This window comes from Cohnella endophytica (genome assembly GCF_003628305.1).
GTDB classification, from domain to species: Bacteria; Bacillota; Bacilli; order Paenibacillales; family Paenibacillaceae; genus Cohnella; species Cohnella endophytica.
Window position 1 is genome coordinate 298,257 of the sequence record NZ_RBZM01000001.1, and the last position, 23,284, is coordinate 321,540.

Annotated in this window: 21 protein-coding genes; 15 read left to right on the forward strand and 6 right to left on the reverse strand. The window is 47.1% G+C overall.

Annotated features, from left to right (window positions below; translation table 11 throughout):
* Nucleotides 1-96 precede the first annotated feature (96 nt).
* From D7Z26_RS01465 to D7Z26_RS01480, 4 genes are read left to right on the forward strand one after another with little or no spacing between them, the layout of a single operon-like run.
* Nucleotides 97-837 (forward strand): hypothetical protein, encoded by a 741-nt coding sequence (locus tag D7Z26_RS01465; RefSeq protein WP_120974069.1) that lies wholly within the window; start codon nucleotides 97-99, stop codon nucleotides 835-837.
* Entirely contained in the window at nucleotides 837-1,217 is a 381-nt protein-coding gene (locus D7Z26_RS01470) for a GntR family transcriptional regulator (RefSeq protein WP_120974345.1), read from the forward strand. Before D7Z26_RS01465 ends, D7Z26_RS01470 begins: the two co-directional genes overlap by 1 nt.
* A complete protein-coding gene (locus D7Z26_RS01475; protein ID WP_120974071.1) occupies nucleotides 1,210-1,908 on the forward strand; it encodes an ABC transporter ATP-binding protein in 699 nt (232 codons plus the stop codon). The genes D7Z26_RS01470 and D7Z26_RS01475 overlap by 8 nt, the downstream gene beginning before the upstream one ends.
* Nucleotides 1,909-1,945: 37 nt before the next feature.
* The gene (locus tag D7Z26_RS01480; RefSeq protein WP_120974072.1) at nucleotides 1,946-2,671 is read left to right on the forward strand and encodes a DUF4386 domain-containing protein; all 726 of its coding nucleotides are present in this window, start codon (nucleotides 1,946-1,948) and stop codon (nucleotides 2,669-2,671) included.
* 79 nt (nucleotides 2,672-2,750) lie between these two features.
* On the opposite strand, the gene D7Z26_RS01485 is transcribed toward D7Z26_RS01480, so the two are convergent.
* Nucleotides 2,751-3,230, reverse strand: coding sequence for a GAF domain-containing protein (locus D7Z26_RS01485; protein ID WP_120974074.1), 480 nt, complete (start codon nucleotides 3,228-3,230; stop codon nucleotides 2,751-2,753).
* 56 nt (nucleotides 3,231-3,286) lie between these two features.
* Nucleotides 3,287-3,640 (reverse strand): CHY zinc finger protein, encoded by a 354-nt coding sequence (locus D7Z26_RS01490; RefSeq protein ID WP_325050419.1) that lies wholly within the window; start codon nucleotides 3,638-3,640, stop codon nucleotides 3,287-3,289.
* Between the two features lie 169 nt (nucleotides 3,641-3,809).
* Here D7Z26_RS01490 and D7Z26_RS01495 point away from each other — a divergent pair, with 169 nt between their 5' ends.
* The 6 genes from D7Z26_RS01495 to D7Z26_RS01520 all read left to right on the forward strand — a co-directional run bounded on the left by D7Z26_RS01495 (nucleotide 3,810) and on the right by D7Z26_RS01520 (nucleotide 11,912).
* Nucleotides 3,810-4,907 (forward strand): type III polyketide synthase, encoded by a 1,098-nt coding sequence (locus D7Z26_RS01495; RefSeq protein ID WP_233566548.1) that lies wholly within the window; start codon nucleotides 3,810-3,812, stop codon nucleotides 4,905-4,907.
* 44 nt (nucleotides 4,908-4,951) lie between these two features.
* A complete protein-coding gene (locus D7Z26_RS01500; RefSeq protein ID WP_233566549.1) occupies nucleotides 4,952-5,647 on the forward strand; it encodes a methyltransferase domain-containing protein in 696 nt (231 codons plus the stop codon).
* The gene (locus D7Z26_RS01505; RefSeq protein WP_158602145.1) at nucleotides 5,631-6,770 is read left to right on the forward strand and encodes an NAD(P)/FAD-dependent oxidoreductase; all 1,140 of its coding nucleotides are present in this window, start codon (nucleotides 5,631-5,633) and stop codon (nucleotides 6,768-6,770) included. The genes D7Z26_RS01500 and D7Z26_RS01505 overlap by 17 nt, the downstream gene beginning before the upstream one ends.
* 20 nt (nucleotides 6,771-6,790) lie before the next feature.
* Nucleotides 6,791-8,059 carry a beta-ketoacyl-ACP synthase II gene (gene fabF, locus D7Z26_RS01510; RefSeq protein WP_407643468.1) on the forward strand — a complete coding sequence of 423 codons (1,269 nt, stop codon included), beginning with the start codon at nucleotides 6,791-6,793 and terminating at the stop codon, nucleotides 8,057-8,059.
* Nucleotides 8,056-10,128 carry an MMPL family transporter gene (locus D7Z26_RS01515; protein ID WP_120974082.1) on the forward strand — a complete coding sequence of 691 codons (2,073 nt, stop codon included), beginning with the start codon at nucleotides 8,056-8,058 and terminating at the stop codon, nucleotides 10,126-10,128. The genes fabF and D7Z26_RS01515 overlap by 4 nt, the downstream gene beginning before the upstream one ends.
* 305 nt (nucleotides 10,129-10,433) lie before the next feature.
* A complete protein-coding gene (locus D7Z26_RS01520; RefSeq protein ID WP_120974084.1) occupies nucleotides 10,434-11,912 on the forward strand; it encodes an Lsa family ABC-F type ribosomal protection protein in 1,479 nt (492 codons plus the stop codon).
* 93 nt (nucleotides 11,913-12,005) lie between these two features.
* Here D7Z26_RS01520 and tlp read toward each other — a convergent pair whose 3' ends face one another.
* The 4 genes from tlp to D7Z26_RS01540 form a co-directional block, all read right to left on the reverse strand.
* Nucleotides 12,006-12,230 (reverse strand): small acid-soluble spore protein Tlp, encoded by a 225-nt coding sequence (tlp, locus tag D7Z26_RS01525; RefSeq protein WP_120974086.1) that lies wholly within the window; start codon nucleotides 12,228-12,230, stop codon nucleotides 12,006-12,008.
* Nucleotides 12,231-12,316: 86 nt separating this feature from the next.
* Nucleotides 12,317-14,926, reverse strand: coding sequence for a bifunctional lysylphosphatidylglycerol flippase/synthetase MprF (gene mprF, locus D7Z26_RS01530; RefSeq protein WP_120974088.1), 2,610 nt, complete (start codon nucleotides 14,924-14,926; stop codon nucleotides 12,317-12,319).
* 47 nt (nucleotides 14,927-14,973) lie between these two features.
* On the reverse strand, nucleotides 14,974-15,696 hold the full coding sequence (locus tag D7Z26_RS01535; RefSeq protein ID WP_120974090.1) for an amino acid ABC transporter ATP-binding protein: 723 nt from the start codon (nucleotides 15,694-15,696) through the stop codon (nucleotides 14,974-14,976).
* Nucleotides 15,689-17,161 (reverse strand): ABC transporter permease subunit, encoded by a 1,473-nt coding sequence (locus D7Z26_RS01540; protein ID WP_120974092.1) that lies wholly within the window; start codon nucleotides 17,159-17,161, stop codon nucleotides 15,689-15,691. The genes D7Z26_RS01535 and D7Z26_RS01540 overlap by 8 nt, the downstream gene beginning before the upstream one ends.
* Before the next feature lie 153 nt (nucleotides 17,162-17,314).
* On the opposite strand from D7Z26_RS01540, the gene D7Z26_RS01545 reads away from it, so the two are divergent.
* The 5 genes from D7Z26_RS01545 (at nucleotide 17,315) to D7Z26_RS01565 (ending at nucleotide 23,188) form a co-directional block, all read left to right on the forward strand.
* A complete protein-coding gene (locus D7Z26_RS01545; RefSeq protein ID WP_158602146.1) occupies nucleotides 17,315-18,682 on the forward strand; it encodes a spore germination protein in 1,368 nt (455 codons plus the stop codon).
* A gap of 25 nt (nucleotides 18,683-18,707) precedes the next feature.
* On the forward strand, nucleotides 18,708-19,814 hold the full coding sequence (locus tag D7Z26_RS01550) for a GerAB/ArcD/ProY family transporter (RefSeq protein ID WP_120974096.1): 1,107 nt from the start codon (nucleotides 18,708-18,710) through the stop codon (nucleotides 19,812-19,814).
* A complete protein-coding gene (locus tag D7Z26_RS01555; RefSeq protein ID WP_120974098.1) occupies nucleotides 19,811-20,902 on the forward strand; it encodes a Ger(x)C family spore germination protein in 1,092 nt (363 codons plus the stop codon). Before D7Z26_RS01550 ends, D7Z26_RS01555 begins: the two co-directional genes overlap by 4 nt.
* Nucleotides 20,903-21,150: 248 nt before the next feature.
* Nucleotides 21,151-22,653, forward strand: a complete 1,503-nt coding sequence (locus tag D7Z26_RS01560) for a malate:quinone oxidoreductase (RefSeq protein ID WP_120974100.1) — start codon at nucleotides 21,151-21,153, stop codon at nucleotides 22,651-22,653.
* A gap of 202 nt (nucleotides 22,654-22,855) precedes the next feature.
* Nucleotides 22,856-23,188 carry a DUF6054 family protein gene (locus tag D7Z26_RS01565; protein ID WP_120974350.1) on the forward strand — a complete coding sequence of 111 codons (333 nt, stop codon included), beginning with the start codon at nucleotides 22,856-22,858 and terminating at the stop codon, nucleotides 23,186-23,188.
* Nucleotides 23,189-23,284 lie beyond the last annotated feature (96 nt).

Below are 23,284 nucleotides of genomic sequence, written 5' to 3' on the forward strand. Positions count from 1 at the left end.
GTTTTTTTATGCCTATTGACCAAAATATGGTTATAGTGTACTATTGCACTAATACAATAACTCACTGATTGATTTCAAAGCAAAAGGGGAATTAATATGACCGCTTGGACCGCATTATTCAAGAAGGATTTTCGGTTAACGAGAACTGCTTTTATCGTTGGGCTCGTCTTCGACTTCTTGATTTTCTTGTTAACGATGCTCGTGGATCGGAACACGGGGAATAACTTATTCTTGTTCATTCCCTTGATAGTCGCTGTCGTGCTTCATGTTATCTATTTGCCGATCCTATTGTTTATCAGCTTGAGAAAAGAGGCGGAGCGGTTGCACCTTTGGATGCATAATCCACGGTCGGCCGCCGCTTTACTATTAAGCAAAGTCTTGAACGGACTTATTATGGCGGTGGTATCCTTGGTTGTGCTTTATTCGATGGCGGGAATGCTGATTCGCTCGAGGTTCGGTTTAATCGAGGCGTATTGGGCGGATACCCGTAAAGCGGCATTGCTGATATTCCCTCACATCATTCTGGTTTCGATCATGTTGGGGGTTTGGGTGATCCTCTTATGGTCCCTGTACCACGCGCTTAAATATAAAATGGGTCGTTGGACCACGGCTACGCTTCTTGCAGCTGTTATCCTGCTTTACTGGATTGCCTCCTTATTCGATTCGTCTAACCTTTATAAGCAATTAATTCAGTGGGGAAGCATGGAAGCGAGATTCCCGACATTCAAGATCGACCCTATTCCGACGTACGCGGGTGAATATCTGTTTCACTTTGTTGTAATGATCGGACTATTTTGTTGGAGTGCGTGGATCCTGGATCGGAAAGTCGAGGTTTAATCATGGATGAATTTAATGCTTCTAAACCGATCTATCTGCAATTGGCAGACCGGATCAATCGAATGATTGTCAGCAAAGAGTTACAAGCGGGGGAGAAGCTTCAATCCGTCCGCGATATGGCGGTATCCTACAACGTCAACCCGAATACCATTCAGCGTACTTACAGCGAATTGGAGCGTGAGGGCATTCTGGAAACGAGAAGAGGTCAAGGGACATTCGTTACGGAACAAGAGGACCGACTGATTCGATTACGCGGTAATTTGAAAGACGAACAGATTCAATCGTTTGTTAAAGTCATGCAGGAAATGGGCTATAGCTCCCATGAAATCATCTCGGGTCTGCAAGAACACTTCGGCCAAATGAACAAAGGAGATGCTTAATGTGATCCAACTGACACAAGTTTCTAAAACGTACAGGAATAGCGCCGCCGTTAAGGATATTTCGTTAACGATACCCGTGGGGAAGATCATAGGCATCGTAGGCGAGAATGGAAGCGGAAAGTCAACGTTACTGAAGCTGATCGCGGGACTTGCGCAACCGACGAGAGGAACGGTAACCGTCAACGGAGTAACCGCGAATCGTAAAATCAGCAAGTTCGTTTCTTACTTATCGGAGCAGGAGCCGTTTTATCCCTTTTACACGGTTAGAGAAGCACTGGCTTTTCAGGCATCGCAATATACCGACTTTAATATCGCGAAGGCCGAAGAGATCGGCAAGTTTATGAAAATCGAGACGAATAAGAGAATCAAAGACCTTTCTTTAGGACAACGCGGTCGATTAAAGATCGTGCTCGCTCTAGCCAGAGAAGTACCCTACATTGTTATGGATGAACCGTTATCCGGACTTGATCCGATGGTGCGGCAATCGATCGTGAAGGGAATGATTTCTTATGTCGATCTGGACAATCAGACATTGATCATGACGAGCCATGAAATCACGGAAATCGAATCGATACTGGATCGTTTTATCGCGCTTCAAGACGGATCATTGATCAGAATGTCCGAAGTCGAGGAATTGCACGAATCGGAGGGACTTGGCATTACGGAGTGGATGAAGAAGACGTATGTCTAATGAGTTTCAAATCATCTATTAAAAGGAGAGAAATCAAATGATCTCAATCAGAAAAAGCGAAATCATCGTGGGGGTGTTTTTTATCCTCGCAGCCGTTACGGCGGTAATAGGCGGTCTTATTTTATATGCTCCGATCCTAAAGGATTCCGATTACTTGATTCAAGGTTCCGAACATGCCAACCAGGTGATACTGGGAGCGATTATGGAGTTAATTCTTGTCGTTACAGCGGTTGGCACCGCAACGACAATGTTTCCGATTTTAAGAAAGTATGATGAAACGATAGCGCTTTGGCATGTTTGCTTCAGGTTTCTTGAAGCTATTATCATTACGATCGGCGTAATCAGCGTACTATCCCTGGTGACATTAAGCCGGGAATTCGTAGCAGCCGGAGCCCCGGATATCGCCTCTTTTCAAACTTCAGGTACCGTATTAAAAGCAATACATGACTGGACGTTTTTGCTTGGGCCGCTTTTCATGCTGGGTATCAACACGATGATGTACAGTTATATTTTTTATAAATCCAAGCTCTTACCCAGATTTATACCTATCTTGGGTATGACAGGGGCAGCTCTTGCTTTTATTTGCGCCCTACTGGTAATGTTCGGAGTAATTGAACAAATTTCTGCTTGGGGTGCTATTTTGGCGATGCCGATAGCAGCTAATGAAATGATTTTGGCCGTATGGCTTATCGTTAAAGGATTCAATAAATCGGCTGTGGGGAAATTCAATGTACGCTCAAGCAACATTGCCGCAGATAGATAGAGAAGAGGATGAGCCCCAGGAAATCATTGATCGAATAAACAAACAAGCAGCCCAAGTTAATTGGACTGCTTGTTTTGTCTTATAAATGCTTGCTTAACTGTTCGACGAATTTCTCCAAGTAAAGCTGGTCTATCTCGTCAAACCGATTCAGAACGGGGCTATCGATATCCAGAACGCCGAACAACTCGCCGTTTAGGATGATCGGTATGACGATTTCCGATTGCGATGCCGAATCGCAGGCGATATGCCCAGGAAACTCATGCACGTTGTCCACTTTTATGGTCGCCCTTTGGCTGGCCGCTTTACCGCAGACGCCTCGGGATAACGGGATACGAACGCATGCGGGCAGGCCTTGGAAGGGGCCGAGTACGAGTTCGCCTTCCCGTAATACGTAAAAACCGACCCAATTGACGTTATCCAAAAACTGATTAAGCAATGCAGACGTATTGGACAGGTTGGAAATGACGTCGGATTCGCCTTCCAACAACGCTTGCAACTGGCGGATAACCGATTCGTAATTTTCTTCCCGTGATCCTTTGTACTGTTCAGTATGAAACATGTATTCGACTCCTTAGTTGTTCTATCAATATTCTAACATACCCGGCGATCTCATTATCATTCAAAGTAGATGTGATAATGGGTCTTGCAACCTTCATTGAAACTTGCATTGCAGGCAGGGCACTTAGAATTACCGGTCATATATTCATGAATGGTTAATTGTTGACCGCACGCACCGCAAAGAATAGCCTTCTCGTCGAATCGGTTTTTATTCCATCTGGTCAAGGGATGGTCAGTTACTTCATTATGACATTGATAACAAGGAAAATAGGTGTTACAGCAAGGAGAGCGAATCGCTATGATATCGACATCGGAGTTATAGTGTTTGCAACGTGTTTGGTTATCGACTTCGACTCCACAGACTTTATGGCCATGCACGTCAATACAATTCTTTAGGTAAGCATGCGACACGAGAAATTCACCTCGTCACAATGATGGGCAATTGGAACGGAATACTATAAGGATTATAGAAAATATAGGAATGAGAAACAAGAGGTATTCATATGTTGGAATTACAGCTTCTTGTCCAAACGTTCGCTTGTTGGCCCATCTTCGAAATGCCGTTAGGAGGCTTTATCCGTTGGAACTTATAAGCATTATGGGCATAGGTACTTCCGTTCCGGCTTATTGTCTAGATCAAGAAGACGCATTGCGCCGATTGAGGGAAGCATTGAAAGAACGGCCGGAAGTCGCGAGGTGGGCGCAGCGCATTTTTACTCATTGCGGAGTGGATACACGATATACATGCGAACCTAACCTATTGGAACCTGCGAATCGATGCCGATATGTCCCCTCGACACCCGAATTAACTATCCCCACGACGGAAGAACGCATGACCCTCTATCAGAAGGAATCTATTTTATTAGCGGTGGAAGCAGCCCAGAAGGCGCTTGCCGACAGCCGGAATCGGCCACAAGATATTACCCATCTGATTATGGTGAGTTGCACCGGTTTATTCCTTCCTGGGTTGGATGCGGAGCTTATTTGGCGCCTTGATCTTCGCGGAGACGTACATCGAGTCCCGTTGACATTCATGGGTTGTGCCGCCGGTCTAACGGCTCTTCGACAATCGGAAGAGATCGTGCGAAGGGAACCGGAAGCCAGAGTGCTGGTTGTCACCGTGGAATTGTGCACCCTTCATATTCAACCTTCTTTTGATAAAGAACACCTCTTTACCGCCGCTTTCTTCGGTGACGGCGCATCGGCGTGCGTTGTTGGAATGACGGATCGAGAGCATAGTGTAGGGTTTGCCATACGCAAGTCTAATTCGGTCATGTTGCCGAACACCTTGGATAAAATGAAATGGACGGTTGGGAATTACGGATTTCAATTGCATCTTTCCCCGGAAATTCCCGGGCTGATTGCCAAAGAAGTTCCTGAAGTTTTCAAATCATTCTGGGGAGACGATTCTTTGCCGGCATTTTGGGCGATCCACCCCGGGGGCAGAGGAATCATCGATTCTCTGCAATCCGCATTCCATCTCTCGGATTCGCAAACGGGAGCTAGCCGCTCCATCCTGCGTCAATATGGCAATATGTCTTCGGCAACCATTTTGTTCGTGCTGGCACAATTGAGAGAAGATCAATTCCGGACAAATGAAGGGTTCAAGGATGGAGTCGCACTAGCATTCGGCCCCGGAATGACTGTCGAACTGATGCGCATTTCGTACCAACCATGACATCAGGTCGCGGATTTCGACATCGCTCTTCAGAGCCAGAATTGATGGACGATTTTACGCAGGGCGGAGACAAGCTTCAGGAAGCGTTGCGGCATTTGCGACGGTTAAACCGGATTCTGAGAGCCAATGGTCCGGCACTATACGGAGTTAAACGTCTATGGAATAGGTCCGGTAGACCGGACAGGTTAACTATTCTTGATGTCGGTTCCGGCTCTGGCGACATTAATCGCCGGATACTGAAATGGGCGGATAAACAAGGCGTAAAGATGAGGGTTATTCTGGCTGACGTCACCGAGGAAGCTCGAGCAGAGGCGGAACGTTTATTCCGAAACGACTCTCGAGTTTTATTTGTCAAACAAGATTTATTTGACCTAGTATCTGAGCAAGCGGATATCGTGACCGCATCCCAATTCGCCCATCATTTTTCAAAGGAGCATATGCCGTCGATTGTAGAGCAGATGCTGAAGGTCTCGCGTATGGGAGTAGTCATAAACGACATTCACCGGCATTGGATTCCATGGGTAGCCGTGTGGTTCGTAACCCGCTGCATCTCCGGCAATAGGTATATCCGGCATGACGGCCCTCTATCCGTGGCCAAAGGCTTTCGCGGCTCGGATTTCCGTTCTCTCGCCCGAAGGATTGAGAGTTCGGGCATGACGTACAGCTGGAGACCGTTATTCCGTTATGCCGTTATTGTTCCCAAGCAACGGGAGGCCGAGACGAATGAAAACGGAATTTGATGCAATAGTGATCGGCGCGGGCGTTGCCGGAAGCAGTATGGCCTATTCTATGGCCAAGCAGGGTTGGCAGGTGGCTCTTATCGATAAGGAAATGTTTCCTCGTCATAAGGCTTGCGGGGAGTTTCTATCGCCAGAATCGTTAGGAACGTTGAGAGCTCTAGAATTGGATGGGGTCGTAGCTTCCTATGAGCCCTCTCTCATTACAACGGTGCGTCTTCACACGGAACGCGGCGTTTCGTTGGCAATTCCCTTAGCCGGTCCGGCAATGGGGTTAAGCCGTCATGTATTGGATGCCGGCATACAACAAGCGGCGCAACGTAAAGGGGTTAGCGTGTACATCGGAAGAACGGCGACGAATGTTACGAACAATTCGAATGGACATCATGTTGAACTTTCCTCCAAAGACGGTAAGTCGCAACTTTACGCCCGAACCGTTATAGCGGCTTGGGGCAGACGACCTTTGCACGGTTTTCAAGCGTCTAGGCAGAAAGCTAACAATAGGGCATTCGTGGGAATAAAATCGCATTACTCCAGATCCGACTCAGACCCTGCAGTCGATCTTTATTTTTTTCAAGGCGGGTATATCGGGATTTCTCCCATTGAAGGAGGACGTTTGAACGTTGCAGCCCTACTCTCTAATACCGCTTTCAAGAAGCTCGGAGGAACTGATGCTATTCCTACGATTCTGAAGAGAGCTATTGAACGGATACCCGCTTTGCAAAGAAGAATAGAGCATGAGATCGTGGTATCCGGAAGTCAATCGGCTACATTTCCGGTAAAGATTCAACCAAAGCCGAATGGATGGAGCGGGATTCCTTGTATTGGCGATGCGGTTGCGGTTATTCCTCCGTTCTGCGGAGACGGTATGGCGATGGCTTTGCGCTCGGTGGAACTTTGCGCTCCGTTGGCTAACTCCTATCTGCTGGGAGATTGCGCGTATACGAAATGGAGAGAAGTCTATACCGGGCTGATCAGGCAACAGTTTTCCAGTACGCTAAGATGGGGAAGCTTGCTTGAACGCTTGCTGTCGAATTCCATGTTATCTTCATGGTTACTGCGATTGGGTTCGATTGCGCCGGCGACGGCGGAGAAGTTGGTTCGGGCGACAAGGCTGCGAGGATGATTCAGAAAGGGGTGATGGAGTTGAAAAAAAGGGTTGTCGTTTCGGGGATGGGCTGCGTCACCCCGATCGGACCGGACAAGGAGTCCACTTGGCAGAATGCGATTAAAGGCGTTTCCGGTATTAATTGCCTTTCGGACGAGCTAACGAAGGATTTATCGGTAAAGCTGGCCGCGGAACTCAAAGGCTTCGATCCTCTTGAATATATGGATGTCAAAGAAGCCAGAAGAACGGACCGATTCATCCAGCTTGCCATTGCGGCAGCCGACGAAGCCGTGCGGGACAGTGGGCTAATTATGGGTCATAACGCGGATCCGCATCGCACAGGGGTGTGGATCGGAAGCGGAGTCGGAGGAATCACGACATTCGAGACGGGAATGCGCGAAGTTGTTCAGAAAGGCTATGGACGGGTTTCGCCTTTTGCGCTGCCAATGTTCCTACCTAACATGGCCGCAAGCCGCGTCGCGATTCGATTGGGCGCCAGAGGGTTTACGGGCTGTACGGTAACCGCATGCGCATCGGGATCGCAATCGATCGGCGAAGCATTCCGAGTCATCCAAAGAGGCGAAGCTGAGGTTATGATTTCCGGTGGCGCGGAAGCACCCATTTGCCCTATCGGATTGGCCACTTTCTCCGCAATGAGAGCTCTGTCGTTACAAACCGATCCATCTCAAGGGAGCCGTCCCTTCGATAAGAGACGTGACGGATTCGTAATGGGGGAGGGTGCTGGCATGCTCGTATTGGAATCTTGGGATCATGCCCAAGCTCGCGGAGCGGAAATACATGCCGAATTGCTCGGATATGGATCTTGCGGGGAGGGCTTTCATATCGCGGCTCCTCGTCTTGACGGCAGCGATTGGGCGAGGGCAATGTTCTTAGCTTTGGATGATGCCGAGTTAACTCCGGACAGGATCCAATATATTAATGCCCATGGGACAAGCACGTTGCTTAATGACTTAACGGAAACAAGAGCCATTAAAGAAGTGTATGGCCCTCATGCATACGACGTTTGTATCAGCTCGACGAAATCCATGACAGGACATCTCTTAGGGGCTTCGGGCGCGGTGGAAGCGGTTTTGTCCGTCCTTGCATTGAATAAGGAGATCATACCCCCGACCATCAATTACGAGGAGCAGGATGAGGAGATGGATCTCGATTACACACCTAATATAGCCAGACGCAAGAAATTAGACGCGGTCATGTCCAATACGTTTGCATTCGGCGGCCATAATGCCGTATTGATATTCAGCAAAAACCCACATGAGATCCCCACCAAGCGACTCTTGATATGATATATCGAAAAATGACTTCCTTTGCGATTCGGTATTCTTCTTTAGTGCTTGGCTTTTGGATTGTTCTGACGGTCTTCTTTGCTTCGCTCGCCGTACAACTGCCTAATGCGCTAGGCGATCACGGACTGGTGACCGAGGGACAATATGCGCAAGTTCAAGAGATAATGTCCCGCGAATTTCATCTGCCGGAAGAGCCTGTCATTGTTCTCTTCGAGAATCAAACGGGTAAGTCTAAACGAGCCTTTCATTCCTTTATTTCGCGAACTTTGGAGCATATCCAGAGAATTAGAGGAGTGAATGTTGCATCATCCCCGCTTGAACGGCAAGGAATGGAGAAGGGGAAGGTTGCATACGCTCTCCTATCCGTTCTTCCGGGTTCCGCTCATGACAAGAGTCGTGCTATAGATCGGATCCGTGAAGAGATATCGGGTGATCACAGCTTTAGTGTCACCTTGACTGGAAAACCGGTCATTCAGGAGGACGTGAACCGCTCAAGTAAACATGACTTGAAGGAAGCGGAAAGAATCGGCGTTCCTGTTGCTTTCATATTGTTGGTCTTTACTTTGGGTGGGCTGTTACCGGCGGTCATTCCCATTATTGCCGGCGCCATGACCGTGATCATCGCAATGGGAATCATGTACGGGATCGGTGTTTACGGCGGAATGACTTTGTCGGTCTTTGTGTACAATGTGATTCCAATGGTTGGGATGGCCGTATGTATCGACTTTGCCCTGTTGATGGTCAGCCGTTTTCGGGAAGAAAGAGTTCATCTATCCGTTAACGAAGCGCTATTGAGAACAATGGCAACCTCAGGGAGAGCTGTAGTGGTTTCTGTCGGTTGCGTTATCCTGGCTCTTATCTCAACGTTTTATATTCGTATGCCTATATTCAATTCGGTTACTTTAGGGACTCTCGTCGTCCTCGCGGTATCGCTGCTGATCAACCTTACTTTAGTTCCAGCCCTGCTCTATACGCTTCGCAGACGCATTTATTCTAATCGTCCTCCTAGAAATATTCGGAGAAGAAGTCCGTGGCTTTCATTCATTTCTACCGTGATGAAACGACCTCTGGCCTCGGCAGCGATGGCGATTGTTGTACTATCCGTGTGTTTGTTTCCTATCCACACTATGCAAGTCAGTGTTCCAGGCCCTGAGTCTCTGCCTAAAAATACGGAGTCTCGAATGACTGCAGAGGCTCTATTGGAACGGCTCCAACCTCCTTATGTTTCGCAGGTGTCGATAATCGTGAAGGACAAAAATGGAGAGGGCGGAGCGGGTCTCCAAAGCCGGCGAACCGTAACTCTAATAAGTCGCGAAATTGGACAAGATCCTAGAGTTATTAAATTGGATACTATTAAGTCATCTGTAAAAGGGGGACTATACTTCATAACCGTGTGGCTGCATGGGAACGAAACGTCGAAAGAAGTGATGCAGTGGGTTCGCGACCGTACAAATCAGTTTGCCGAATCGAACGTCTTAATAGGAGGAGAGCCGAAATATCACCAGGAAATACATGACGAAATTTTCTCCCGGATGAAATATGTTCTTCTGTTCGTGATCCTATCCAACTTGATCGTCTTGTCCGTAGCATTCCGTTCGATCTTAATACCGTTAAAAGCCATTACTATGAATCTTGTCAGCATAGGAGCATCGTTCGGTATTTTAACGTGGATATTTCAAGAGGGTAGATTTGGATTGGAGCCTACCGATATTGCGATCATGATTCCCGTGTTTATCTTTGGTTTAACCTTCGGGATCAGTATGGATTACGGCATATTCCTCCTGTCAAGAATTCAAGAGTGTTACAGGGATACGGAGGATAACGACCATGCGATCCGGGAAGGACTGACGGTTTCGGGTAAAATCATCACTTCCGCCGCAGCGATCATGATCGCCGTAACCGCACCATTTGCTCTTGCCGACATTGCGGGAGTCAAGCAACTTGGAATTGGCATCGCGACCGCCTTATTCCTAGATGCGACGATTGTCCGTATGTTATTGGTACCTTCCTTAATGAAATTATTCGGGAAATGGAATTGGTGGATGCCATTTGCGAAAAACAAAGGATAGAGAAAGACTGAATTAACGGAACCTCGTAGTTCTTGAAATTAAAAATGGAGTATGATAAAATTCGTTTTAATTAATGAATGGAGTTGAAGAGAACGATGTGATTTTTCTTGCTAATAATAATAAAACAATATCGCGATTTTTCGCATGTTTTATTTTTTATGGGCAAGAAAGTTACTTTTTCTTTTCACTCAAACAATATATCCTTATCTAACTCGCTTGCGGGTTGGATTAACTGTATTTATTTGAGCTACAAGAAAGTAACTTTCTTGTAGCTTTTATTTATTTCCCTACAGGAGGATTATTTTATGTCATTAATTAATGTTACGAACCTGACGTTTGCGTATGAGGGCAGCTACGATAACATATTCGAAAACGTTAATTTTCAAATCGATACCGATTGGAAATTAGGATTTACGGGAAGAAACGGTAGAGGTAAGACAACCTTTCTGGGCTTGTTGCTTGATAAATATGAATACAGCGGAAAAATCTCCGCTAAAGTCGGCTTTGATTATTTCCCTTTTCATGTCGAGAATAAGGAATACAATACCCTTGATGTCATTAACGACATCCATCCAGACTATCAACATTGGGAATTAATGCGCGAACTTTCCTTGCTTAAGGTTTCCGAGGATGTCTTATATCGGCCCTTTGAATCGTTGTCGAACGGAGAGCAGACGAAGGTGTTGTTAGCCGCATTATTTCTGAAAGAAAACAATTTCCTATTAATCGATGAACCGACCAATCATCTTGATCGGAAGGCAAGAAAACTCGTTAGTGATTATCTCAATACGAAAAGCGGATTTATTCTCGTGTCTCACGACAGATCGTTTTTGGATAACTGCGTCGATCACATTCTTTCCATTAATAAGACCAACATAGAAATTCAAAAAGGTAATTTCTCCGATTGGTGGGAAAACAAAAAGAGACAAGACAACTTCGAGCTGGCGGAGAACGATAAGCTAAGAAAAGACATTAAACGGTTGTCGGATGCCGCCAGGCGAACGAGCAATTGGTCGGACGAAGTGGAAAAAACGAAAAACGGCACAAGAAATTCCGGTTCCAAAGTAGACAAGGGGTATGTCGGCCACAAGGCAGCTAAAATGATGAAACATTCTAAAGGAATCGAACAAAGACAGCATTCCGCAATCGAAGAAAGGTCAAAGCTCCTCGTAAATATTGAAAGCTCCGAAAGCTTAAAAATTTCGCAGCTTGCTTTTCATAAAAATCAACTTGTCGAGCTCGAAAACGTTTCGATTTATTATGGCGAGAAGAAGGCTTGCGCGGATATCAGTTTTACGATCGAGCAGGGAGATCGGATTGCGCTATCCGGTAAAAACGGCTCCGGAAAATCGAGCATTATTAAGCTCATTTGCGGTGAAGATATGAACTATACGGGCACTTTCAGAAAGGGAAGTCAGCTTAAAATATCTTATGTTTCGCAGGACACCTCGCATCTTCAAGGCAATTTATCGAATTACGCAAGCGACAACGGGATTGATGAAAGTCTATTTAAAGCGATTTTACGAAAGCTTGATTTCTCCAGGGTTCAATTCGAAAAGGATATTTCGACTTTTAGCGGCGGTCAAAAGAAGAAAGTGTTGATTGCAAAAAGTCTTTGCGAGAAAGTTCATTTGCATATTTGGGATGAACCGCTTAATTTTATTGACGTTATTTCCCGCATGCAGATTGAAGAGCTGCTGCTTGAATACTCGCCAACTCTTCTTTTCGTGGAGCATGACAGCGAATTTTGCAAAAATATAGCTACAAAGATCATTGAATTCTAACCTGAATGCAATTAATTAATCGGAAAGATAAATAAACACAGCTACTTCAAAGTAGCTGTGTTTATTAAATAGTTAGAGCCCGAAGAGTTTACCCTAATCTTGCGAATAAGCCGCTTCGTCCTGGACTTCCTCGCGGAAGCTATTTAAACTTTCTTTGCGACGTTCGTTTTTTTCTTCGATTTGATTGCGTTCCGTATCGCTAATTTCGGAGGAGAATTCGTTTAAGTAATCTTCTGCTTCGTGCATGTTTTCCTCTGTATTCTGAATACTTTGCTGTAAGTGCTCCACATTATCCGCTCGATTATCCGGTTTTGCCATCATTTATCGCCTCCTGGTCGTTAAAGCGCTCTAGTGCGCTAACAAGTAGCTTGGACTTTGGGGACTCTTTTTATGCATTCTCCGATCTATTTATGATTCGGGTCACCCTGTCGGGGCCGACGAGCAATTAGTCTAATAAGCTCCATCAATAGCACCGGTAACGAGACTTGTCGCGGGTAGGCCAAATAACGAGGCTCCCAAGCCGGAGTAAACTTTTCTTTGAACTTTCGAAGCCCTTCGAATCCGTACCAATACCCTCCATGCCTAAAAACCATGTTTGCAAGTTTCTCTTCTCTGATCGCCGCTTGTGCTTGTCCGACATTGGATAGGGGAGCCATGCCCAAGTTAAAAGTTGAGTATCCTTGCGCTTGCGCCCATTCTAATAGACTGGTGAATAAAAAGTCCATAGTTCCGTTTGGCGTGTCCGGGAGATGGCGCATGAGATCGATAGAAAGGGTAGCGCCGTTATCATAACCGGGGGCCAAGGAGGCAAAAGCGATTACTTTGCCCTCAGGATCGACCAGATGAGCGATCGGAGATGTCTGCAAGTAATCTTCATCGAACCAACCGAGCGAGAATCCTTTTTCCTTTTTGCCCTTCAGCCACATCCGGGATATATGGCGAAGCGTTTCCATTAAGCGATCGTCATGAGGCTGCGCAGATACCTTGAATTCGTAGCCCTCTCGATCGAATCGATTTTTCGCGTTACGCATGCCGGCGTTTCGTTTGCCGTTAAGCGTATAGGAAGCTAATGGAACTAAAGCCTCTTCGCCTAATTTGAAAAAGCGGTACCCATTATCGTGGTAGATGGGAAGGTACTGCGGGGTGACTTGATAGAACACAACTAATAAATCGTATAGATCCGCATAACGTTGGCACTCACCAATGGCTTCGCCGAGCTTTTCCAGCTTTCCGATCGGGTCGCCTAGAACGACGAATTTGTTTCTTATGACAGCATAGGGAATCAAAACTTGACCTTCGCAAGCCCAGAAAAAGCTTTTGTCCCCGGAAAACAACATATGGGTAAGAAAGTTGCCATGCTCCTGCTCCAGAAACATTCGCAGTTGTTGTCGTTCGGCATCGGTTGCACCATTGTTAGACAGTCGGTTTGACCTGAGAATCAAACCGAGAGAAATTAGGAGCCACGCGATAACAAGCCCTGTTAAAATTGCAACTAATTGCTGAGTCGGATTTATTAGCCATGAAATCCTGGCGTTTGGAGGCAGATGTTTAAAAAAAGCAGGGTGCGTGCGCGAAGCAACGAGAGAGTAGGCGTAAGCAAGTATTAGCGTTATAAGCCCCCATATGGCTGCATTGTTCCTGTTGAAAGGCGCGGAGACCCTGTAGAAACGGTTCTTGGACATCCAAAGAAGCAGAGCTACGATCAGAAGGAATATGGCTTCTTCATAATCAAACGCCTTAGCGAAAGTGAAAAGAGCACCCGCGCATAGCAGAGATAATGTCCACTTGTAAGCTCGTCTAAGCCGATGAGATATTCCCCATGAAAGCACGATCAGCATTAATGCGATGATGACGCTCATGAGATGGGATAACCTCATGAGCGGAGCGGATAACAACTCGTCCGCAAAACGCAGCCTGGAAAGCAAACCCGGCGTAGCCGCCGAGAAAAGCAACACAGCTCCGCTGGCAAATACGAGTTTGCCAAGCGACCATGCTCCGACTTCCCCGATTACTTCGATTTGATTAGGCAAGTACCATATTCGTTGCCAGCCGTTCAAGACCTGATCGAGGGGGCCGACATTACGCTCGGTAGCCGATCTTCGGACGGCTAAAAATTCGAAGATCGCCATAATAAGGCCGATCATCCAAGGTACAAGGTAGTAGAGCAACCGGTAAAGGACAAGCACGGCTGCGGTTCTGTCCGGGGGGTATCCCAGCAATTGAAGCCCGATCATTGCCGTTAGGTCGAAACCGCCGATACCGCCGGGGGCCATGCTAATCAATCCGGTAATCGCAGAGACCGTAAAGATGCCTAGCGCTGCCGCAAGAGAAAGATCGGGAAGAAAACAAGTTCCGATGAACCAGAAAGTAATGGCGGCGCATAACCATTCCAATAATGAAGCGGCAACGGAAGCGGCGATCGTAGCCCCGTTCATTCGTGTTTGATTCCGATTCAACCACTTCGTATAGAAGGGAGAACCCTGGAGTACTAAATAACCGGGCAAATACAAGGCGATCGCCCAGACCGCATACAGAGTCCAAGGGTGGGCGTTAAGGATGGAATCCATGGGAATTACACCGAAAATTCCCGACCAAGCGAGCAAGGAAAGGCCGGTTATCGTAATCGTCGAGAGGTAAGCGATCGAAGCCGTGATCGTGGGAAGCGGGATATCGCGGTTCCGGTACAAGTAAGTCCGCAATGCGGCACCCGCAATTCCGGCAAATCCGATCACGCTATTCGTCGAGTTGGCTATCCATGCAAAACGAAAGGTATCTCCGGCGTTAATCGGAAACCGGAAATGACGCCGCAGAATAAAATCGTATAGGCTGATAGATGCCACGGAAAGAAGGGAGAGCCCGATCATAAGGAGCAAGGTCGTGGATTTCATATGGCGAAGGATATGAAAGGTTCCCCCCCAATCGATCCTTCGGAATTCCCCGCGGCCCTCCCAGTATACGAATGCAATGACGGCCGCCGGGATGATGAATTGCAGCAGCTTCCGAATCTTGTTCATGCAGACTCCTCGATTGGTGGAATTTTTTACATCTAACTATCCGTTCGTCATAATACCTGCTCCAGGAACCTTGCGGCACGTTCGCTTTGCGGCCTGTTGAAAAATTGATCCGGCGCCGCCCGTTCGACGAGAATCCCCTGATCGAGGAAATAGATCGTATCTGCGGCTTCTCGTGCGAATTTCATCTCGTGGGTGACGATGAGCATCGTCATCCCGCTATCCGCAAGGCCCCGAATCACGTTAAGAACTTCCTTGACCATCTCCGGATCGAGCGCCGAAGTCGGTTCGTCGAAGAGCATAATGTCCGGCTCCATCGCCAGACTGCGGGCAATCGCCACGCGTTGTTTCTGTCCGCCGGATAAACGGGAAGGATAACTATCCGCCTTATCGGACAGCCCGACCCGGGCAAGCAGCTCAAGCGCTTTGGCTCGAGCCGCGTCGGTGGTCATGCCTTTTACTTCGATGGGAGCGAAAGTAATGTTGTCCAGTACGCTCATATGCGGGAACAGGTGAAAGTGCTGGAACACCATTCCGATTCGCTGACGGACGCGGGAAGCATCGGTTTTCGGATTCGTCAATTCTATCCCTTCAATGGATATCGTGCCGGAGGTCGGAGTCTCGAGCAGATTCAGACAACGCAGGAACGTAGACTTTCCTGAGCCGGAAGGTCCGATCAAGGCGACGACTTCGCCTTTTTCCACATGCGTGGAGATGCCTTTGAGCACCTGATTTTTGCCGTAGGCTTTTGTTAAATCCGTAACTTTAATCACTGCGGCGCAGTCTCCTTTCCAACATGCGAGCAAGGGAGGTGAGGACGAGCACGAGGACGTAGTAGATCGCGGCTACGAACAAGAGCGCTTCGAATGCACGAAACGTGCTTGCCCTTACAACATCCGCTCTGCGCATCAATTCGGATACCCCGATGACGGATACGAGCGAGGATTCTTTCAGCAAAGCGACGAATTCGTTCACTAATGCTGGTAAGATATGGCGTAGTGCTTGCGGGAAAATGATGCGCGCCATCATCTTGCGATAAGGAATGCCGAGAGCGATCGACGCTTCGCGCTGGCCCTTGTCCACAGCCATAATGCCTCCGCGAATCGTCTCGGACAAGTACGCCGCGGAGTTCAATCCGAATGCAAGTCCGGCTGCGAGCAAGGCGGGGATGTCGAAGTTGAACAGCTGCGGAGTCGCATAATAGATAATCGTTAATTGGACGAGCAGGGGCGTTCCGCGGAACACCGAGGTGTAGGCGGTTGCGAACCATTGCAACGGCAGAACTCCGGATATTTTGAAGAGGGAGAGAACCGTCCCCCAGCATAAGCCCAACAAAGCAGAGACGAGCGTGAATAGCAGCGTCACGTAGACGCCTTTGAGGATATAAGGCACATATCCGTTCAATACGCCAAAATCAATATTCAAACCGCCTGTTGATCCATTAACGGCGGTCTTTTTGCCTTCGAACCATTTGTCTATTATTTTTTGCAGTTCGCCGTTTGCCTTCATATTCGCGAGTTCGAGATTAAATGCGTCGACCAGCTTAGTCTGCTTAGGAAAAGCAATCGCATAACCGGTATCTTCCTCGGAACTCGGCAAGAAACTCAGTACGAGATTGGGGTTCGCTTGGACCATCTCGATCGCGACGGCATCCTCGACGATGGCGGCGTCCAGGCGTTTGGCGTTCATTTCCTGAATCAAATCCGCGATTTTGTTGAGCTTCTTCTGTTTGGCGCCCGGGATCGTCTGCGCGAAAGTATCCTGAATCGAGCCAAGCTGAGCTCCGACGACCTTGCCGGACAGCTGTTCCACGGTTTCGTATGCCTTGTCCTTGCGAGAAACGATCGTATTTCTTGCCGTGTAGTAACTTTCGGAGAACGCTACGCTTTTCTTGCGTTCTTCGGTTACCGACATGCCGGACATTACGAAGTCGACGCGTCCCGTCTGAAGAGCGGCAATCAGGCCGCTAAAATCCATGCTTGCGATTTGCAGTTCGTAACCGAGGTGGTTCGCGATATATTTGGCGATATCGATGTCTATTCCGACGATTTCGCCGCTGCCTTTCGCATCTACGCTTTCGTAGGGCGGATAATCGGGGGAAGTTCCCATCACGAGTTTCTTCTTGGCCGCCGAAGCATGATCGGTTGGCAACATCGGCATTAACGAAACGATAGATAGCGTCAGGAGAGCAATGATAAAGAGCAGGGAGTGCCGAGCTTTCCGTTTTTTCCATCTCATGTTGCGCGTCCTCAATCCTTAGGGTTTAGAGAAAGTTTTTACATGCTTGAGGCTAAGTAAACATTTGCAGTATAAATTTACATGAGAAAACGGCGGACGGGGCAGAATAATTCCGAATTACCATATTCAGGGCAATCCGGGGAGATCATGACCATGTCCGATATTCTTGCTTCCTTCTATCGTTTGAGCGAAAATCCCGATACGTTGTCGTTATTTGATCAGTTAAGCGAAGCTTTTGCGGATTCGGCCGACTACACGACCGCATTAATCGGAAAAACGGATGCTACCGAATATCATCTGTGCTTTATTAAGTCGCTATGTTCTTCCCAGAAGCTGGACTATCTGCTCGGTACAAACATCGAAGGGGATATGTCCGCGCAGCTTGAGCGTTATTACGGGACCGACTTGGTAGAAGGTAATTCTAAAAGCTGCGAACAAGCGATTTGCAACGGTTATGCCGTAATCTGCAAGCGAACGTCATCAACCGGACTCATGCTGAACATATCGGAAAGCCGTCAAAGATCTATTGTGTCGCCGATAACGGAAAATGTTCTTCAAGGCCCGATGAATGCTTTTAACGAAAGTCTCGACGTGAACACGGCATTGATAAGGCAGCAAATCCGATCATCGAAATTAAAACTATGGGAAACCTTTATAGGTACAGAAAGCATTACCCGAGTTGCCGTGTTTTCTTATTCAGGTGCCATAGATCCCGATCTGTTGTCGAAGCTTAAAGAAAGACTAAAGAAGGTTCAGACGGCGGGAGTTCAAGACAGCGGACAACTTCTACGACTGCTCACCACCAAAAATTGGATGAATTTGTTCCCGGTTTCCGTCTCCACTGAGCGACCCGATCGCGTTTCGGCCGACTTGCTGGCAGGAAAAGCGATCATTATGGTAGACGGGACCCCGTTCGCCTTGATCGTGCCTACCGTATACACGGATTTTTGGCATTCCCCGGAAGATAAATACATCAATCCCTACGTTACCTACTTTCTGCTTACGCTTCGGTTTCTGGCGATGTTCATTAATTTGTTTCTTCCGGCTATGTATGTTGCGCTCACGTCGGTAAACATTGATGTTAATCGTCTGGAGATCAGTCTCGCCGCGGCGGCTAGTAGGGAGGGCGTCCCCTATCCGGTATACGTAGAAACGCTTTTGATGCTTATCGTGATCGATTTCATAACCGAGGCCGGCTTACGGTTGCCTAAGTCGATTAGTTCGACGGTAACCATGGTCGGAGGCGTTGTCCTAGGGCAAGCGATTATCCAAGCTAATATCGTTAGTAACCTGCTTGTTATTATCGTGGCTGCCACGGCCATTACGAATTTTATCGTGATTGATTATCAAATGGGACTTGTCCAACGAATTTTGAAGTATTTTATGGTGATGGGGGCTACGATTGCCGGAGTTCTGGGTATTGTGTTCTGCTTTGCGTGCCTGATTTTCTACCTTAGTTGCCTGGAATCGTTCGGGGCTCCGTATCTTACCTCGCTGTGGTCTAAGAAGAGACGAAGTTGAAGAGTTTAAAGCAGGGAGCGTTATCATGAAAAACCCATCGGCCTTTACCGGCTATGAAATGCTTGCGATTCAAATGCTTTTTTCAGGTGCGGCAGCCGGTTTTATCTATCCCAGTTTTTTGATTCGCAGTACCGAAGGAGCCTATTGGATTCCTATTGCCGTATGGACTGCGGGCGCTCTGCTCAGTTCATGGCTTTACAGTCGGATGCTAGCCAGGCTTGAAGGCAGAAAACTCGTCTCCGCGATACGTTCGTCGGTCGGCCTAGTATGGACGAGCGTTCTATTCTTGCCCGTAATCCTGTTTTTAATCGGAGCGCTTATCGTTATGTTGAGGGCCTACTCGGAAATTATTACGATGACGATGCTGCCCACCACCCCGATTTCGTTTCTAAACGGAATGCTCCTATCTTCCGCCGCGCTCGCCTTAGCTGGAATCATGCCTATTATACGGGCAGCGAGAGTATTTTTCCTGATGGCTTCACTTTTCACCTTGGCGCTTCTGATCATTGGTTTCAGCGATGTGAACTGGACGCTTGGTACGCCCTGGTTTCGGACTAACGGAGATTTCCTCCTCGATAATCGTTTCTATGCCGGATCGTTTTTATGGATGGGATTTGCGATTACGTCGTTGATCGGACCTTATACGATGCAGTCCGCTAGGGGCGCATGGAGAAGTTATGCCCTTGCGCTCATCTGCGCACTTCCAATGATTGCAGGCTATGTTTATTTGCCCGTTTTGACATTCGGAAGAGACTTGAGCCAACGTTTGACTTTTCCTTTCGTGACTAAGATGGATACCATTTATCATTATTGGATCATATTCGACAATTTAACGGCTATATTCGTCTCCGTGACGATGCTCTATGTCTTGCTTATTATGGCTCTGAAGCTGCATGCCTTGGGTGATACGGTCAAAACTTTAATGCCGAAAGCGAAAAACGGCTTCATCTATCTAGGTCTCTTCATCGTCGTTTATGCCGCAGCCACGTTCTTGCCTTCTTGGAGAGAGTTGGAACATGTCATTATACTTACGGTCGGTATTCGTCTATATATTATGTTCATTTTCCCCTTACTCGGCATGGCCGCATTGATCGTTGCTCAGAGACGCGGCGGAAAGGGGAGGGAATCATGAGGAGAATTTGCGCTTCATTGAAAATGGTCATCGTTTGCAGCCTTACTATGATCGCAGTAACCGGTTGCTGGGACTCCAGAGACGTCGACAATCGTCTAATGGTCGGCGCGCTAGGTCTTGAGAAGTCGACTGAGACTTCATTACGCGTTTGGTTTCGATTCCCTGTCCCAAAGGCAATACAGGGATTGTCGAAAAAGGATTTTTTTACGATGAGCCAGATCGGGTTTACCGTCCCCGATGCGATGAACAAAATAAAATACAAGCTTCCCAAAGCCTTGGATGCTTCTTCCACGCGAGCTCTGTTACTGGACGAATCGTTGGCCAAGACGGGGATTAACCCCTATTTGGAATTTGCGATCAGGGAGCGATCCGTTCCCCTGGATGCCGTAGTTGCCGTTGTCAGGGGCAATATGGAAAGAATTTTCACGAGTCCTAACCCGACGGGGGAACTCGCGGGTATTTACACGAAGCTCTTTTTTGAACCTTATGCCGGAGGGATTCCCAGAAAAAACAAAACCAGGCTATGGGAGATCTACGCCAAATTGTATAATCCGTTCCATGCCAATCTGATACCTCTAGTAACGGAAGGAGTACAAAATTCGTTCGAATTTACCGGAAACGCGATTTTCCTCAACGGCAAAATCGTGGGAGAATTGAACAAGGACGAATCGCTTCTCTTCGAAATATTCACTCACCGGTTTCACGATTCGGAAGTCGAATTGATGAACAGATCGGATGTAAGAATCGTTCATAACCATACTCGTATAAAGACTAAACTTGAGAGAGGAATACCGATCATCGGACTCGATTGCTCGCTTGTCACGACGTTAATCGACAGTTCTCGTACGCGGAAACAGAATGAATCGCAAATTATCGCCGAGCTGGAATCCAGTTTGAACGCGCATGCCAAATCCATGTTCGAGAAGACTCAGCGGGAAGGAGCCGACGTCTTCGGCTTCGGCAACCGTTTCCGGAATCGGCTGCAACCGTCGCAACACGGAGATTGGCCCGAGATGTTCAAGTCTGCAAAAATCAGCTATAAGTTCCATATCATTCTTAGGAATACAGGGTTGGAATTTTTGGATTAAAGATTCACTCGCATCTCGAACCCCCATTTACCAAGCGGAATGATCGAATATTGGCGAATTGAAGAAGTAAAAAAAGGAATAGAACATTTACAATGATTTTAATCTATTAACAATAGTGATACACTATAATAAGGTTATAGTTGATCCAGAAAAGATGCGTGACTAGGTCTAGCCTTGGCTAACCTATGGCTCCGAAGCAAGTTGCCTGCATCCTTTCTGCAAAATAGTAGGGAATAAGGAAGGTTAAAATGAGCAACAGACAAACTAAAACAGACGTTATCTTAATTGGTGCCGGAATCATGAGCGCGACTTTGGGGTCGCTGCTTAAAGAATTAGTGCCGGACTGGGAAATCACAGTGTTCGAGAAGCTCGCAAATGCAGGAGAGGAAAGCTCTAACGAATGGAATAATGCGGGAACGGGACATGCCGCGCTATGCGAGCTTAACTACACCGTCGAAAAACCGGACGGTTCTATAGATATTAGCAAAGCTATTAACGTTAATGAGCAGTTTCAGGTTTCAAGGCAGTTTTGGTCGTATCTCGTAGACAGCAATCTGATCCGTAATCCGCAAGATTTTATTATGCCATTGCCTCATATGAGTCTAGTGCAAGGGGAACAAAACGTATCGTTCTTAAAGAGACGTTATGAAGCGATGTCGAACAATCCTCTGTTCCAAGGGATGGAATTTTCCGATAATCCGGAAAAACTGATGGAATGGATTCCGCTTATTATGCAAGAACGGACATCAAATGAACCTATTGCGGCAACAAAAATCGATTCCGGAACGGACGTCAACTTTGGCGCTTTAACGCGCATGATGTTTGACCACTTAAAGAGTAAAAACGTCGAGATCAAATATAAACATAGCGTTAATAATATGAAACGTACTCGCGACGGCTCTTGGGAATTAAAAGTGCAAAATCTCGATAGCGGCACCGTTGAACGCCATACCGCGAAATTCGTCTTTATCGGCGGCGGGGGAGGAAGTCTGCATTTACTGCAAAAATCCGGTATTCCCGAAGGGAAACATATCGGAGGATTTCCGGTAAGCGGGCTATTTATGGTGTGCAATAATCCGGATATCGTAGCTCAGCATCATGCTAAAGTATACGGCAAAGCTCCGGTAGGCGCTCCTCCGATGTCCGTTCCGCATCTGGATACAAGATTTATCGACAACAAGAAATCGTTGCTCTTCGGGCCGTTTGCCGGCTTCTCGCCAAAGTTCTTAAAAACCGGTTCCGTATTCGATTTGATAACTTCCGTCAAACCTAATAATCTAGTAACGATGTTGGCATCGGGCGCCAAAAACGTTCCTTTGACGAAATACTTGATCCAGCAAGTGATGTTATCGAAAGAAAAGCGCATGGAAGAATTACGAGAGTTCGTCCCGAACGCCAAAAGCGAGGATTGGGATCTATTGGTTGCCGGCCAACGCGTGCAGGTGATCAAAGATACTCCTGCCGGCAAAGGAACGCTTCAATTCGGTACGGAAGTAATTAGCGCCGCCGATGGATCGATAGCCGCATTGCTCGGCGCTTCTCCTGGCGCTTCTACCGCCGTTTCCGTCATGCTTGAGGTCATGAACAGGTGCTTCCCGCAATATATGAAAGAGTGGGAGCCTAAAATAAAAGAAATGATTCCTTCTTATGGCGTGTCGCTTCTGAAAAAACCGGAGCTTATCCGCGAAATTCATGCTTCAACGGCGCGGACGCTTGGTCTAGGCGAAAAGGAATTGCAGTTAGCTCGCTAAGCCGGTATGAAACGATAGTTCAATATTAACAGCGGTAGTCTAGGACTTGTTTTCTCGTCCAAGACCGCCGCTGTTTTTTTTTGGCTGTTGCTTGAGGAGCTCGGCCATGGTGGACGAGTAATAAAAAAATAATTAGTCACGTGAAGAACTGTTTACGTATTTTAACGTATCTAAAGTAATCAGTAAAAAATGGGGTGAAATGTTGAGTAAATCCAATTTTCAAGTTCGAATTTCTCCGTCCGAGGCATTTGCTTTGGTTAGAGATCAACAAAAAGCGGACTTGGTACACGAAGAGTTACATGAACTAGGAGAAGGTAAATATTTGGGCACGCTGATTTTCGAGAAATATTACATGAGAACGAAAAATCGGGCAGCTCTAATTGTTCTAATCGACAACCTGCAAGGTGTAACAGATGTTCGATCCATTGCGACAGGGAGCTCGGAAGGCATGTTTTTTAATTTTGACTGGGGTGCGGCCGATAACTTCGTGAACAGTGTTTCGGACATTTTGCAGGATTTCATCATCGGAAACTAATACTGCTGCGTTGTTCATTATTACGACAAGGATGGTGTTTGGTTCTTGGCCATTATTGTGATTTTATGGATTCTCTCCTTAATCGGTCTAATTTGG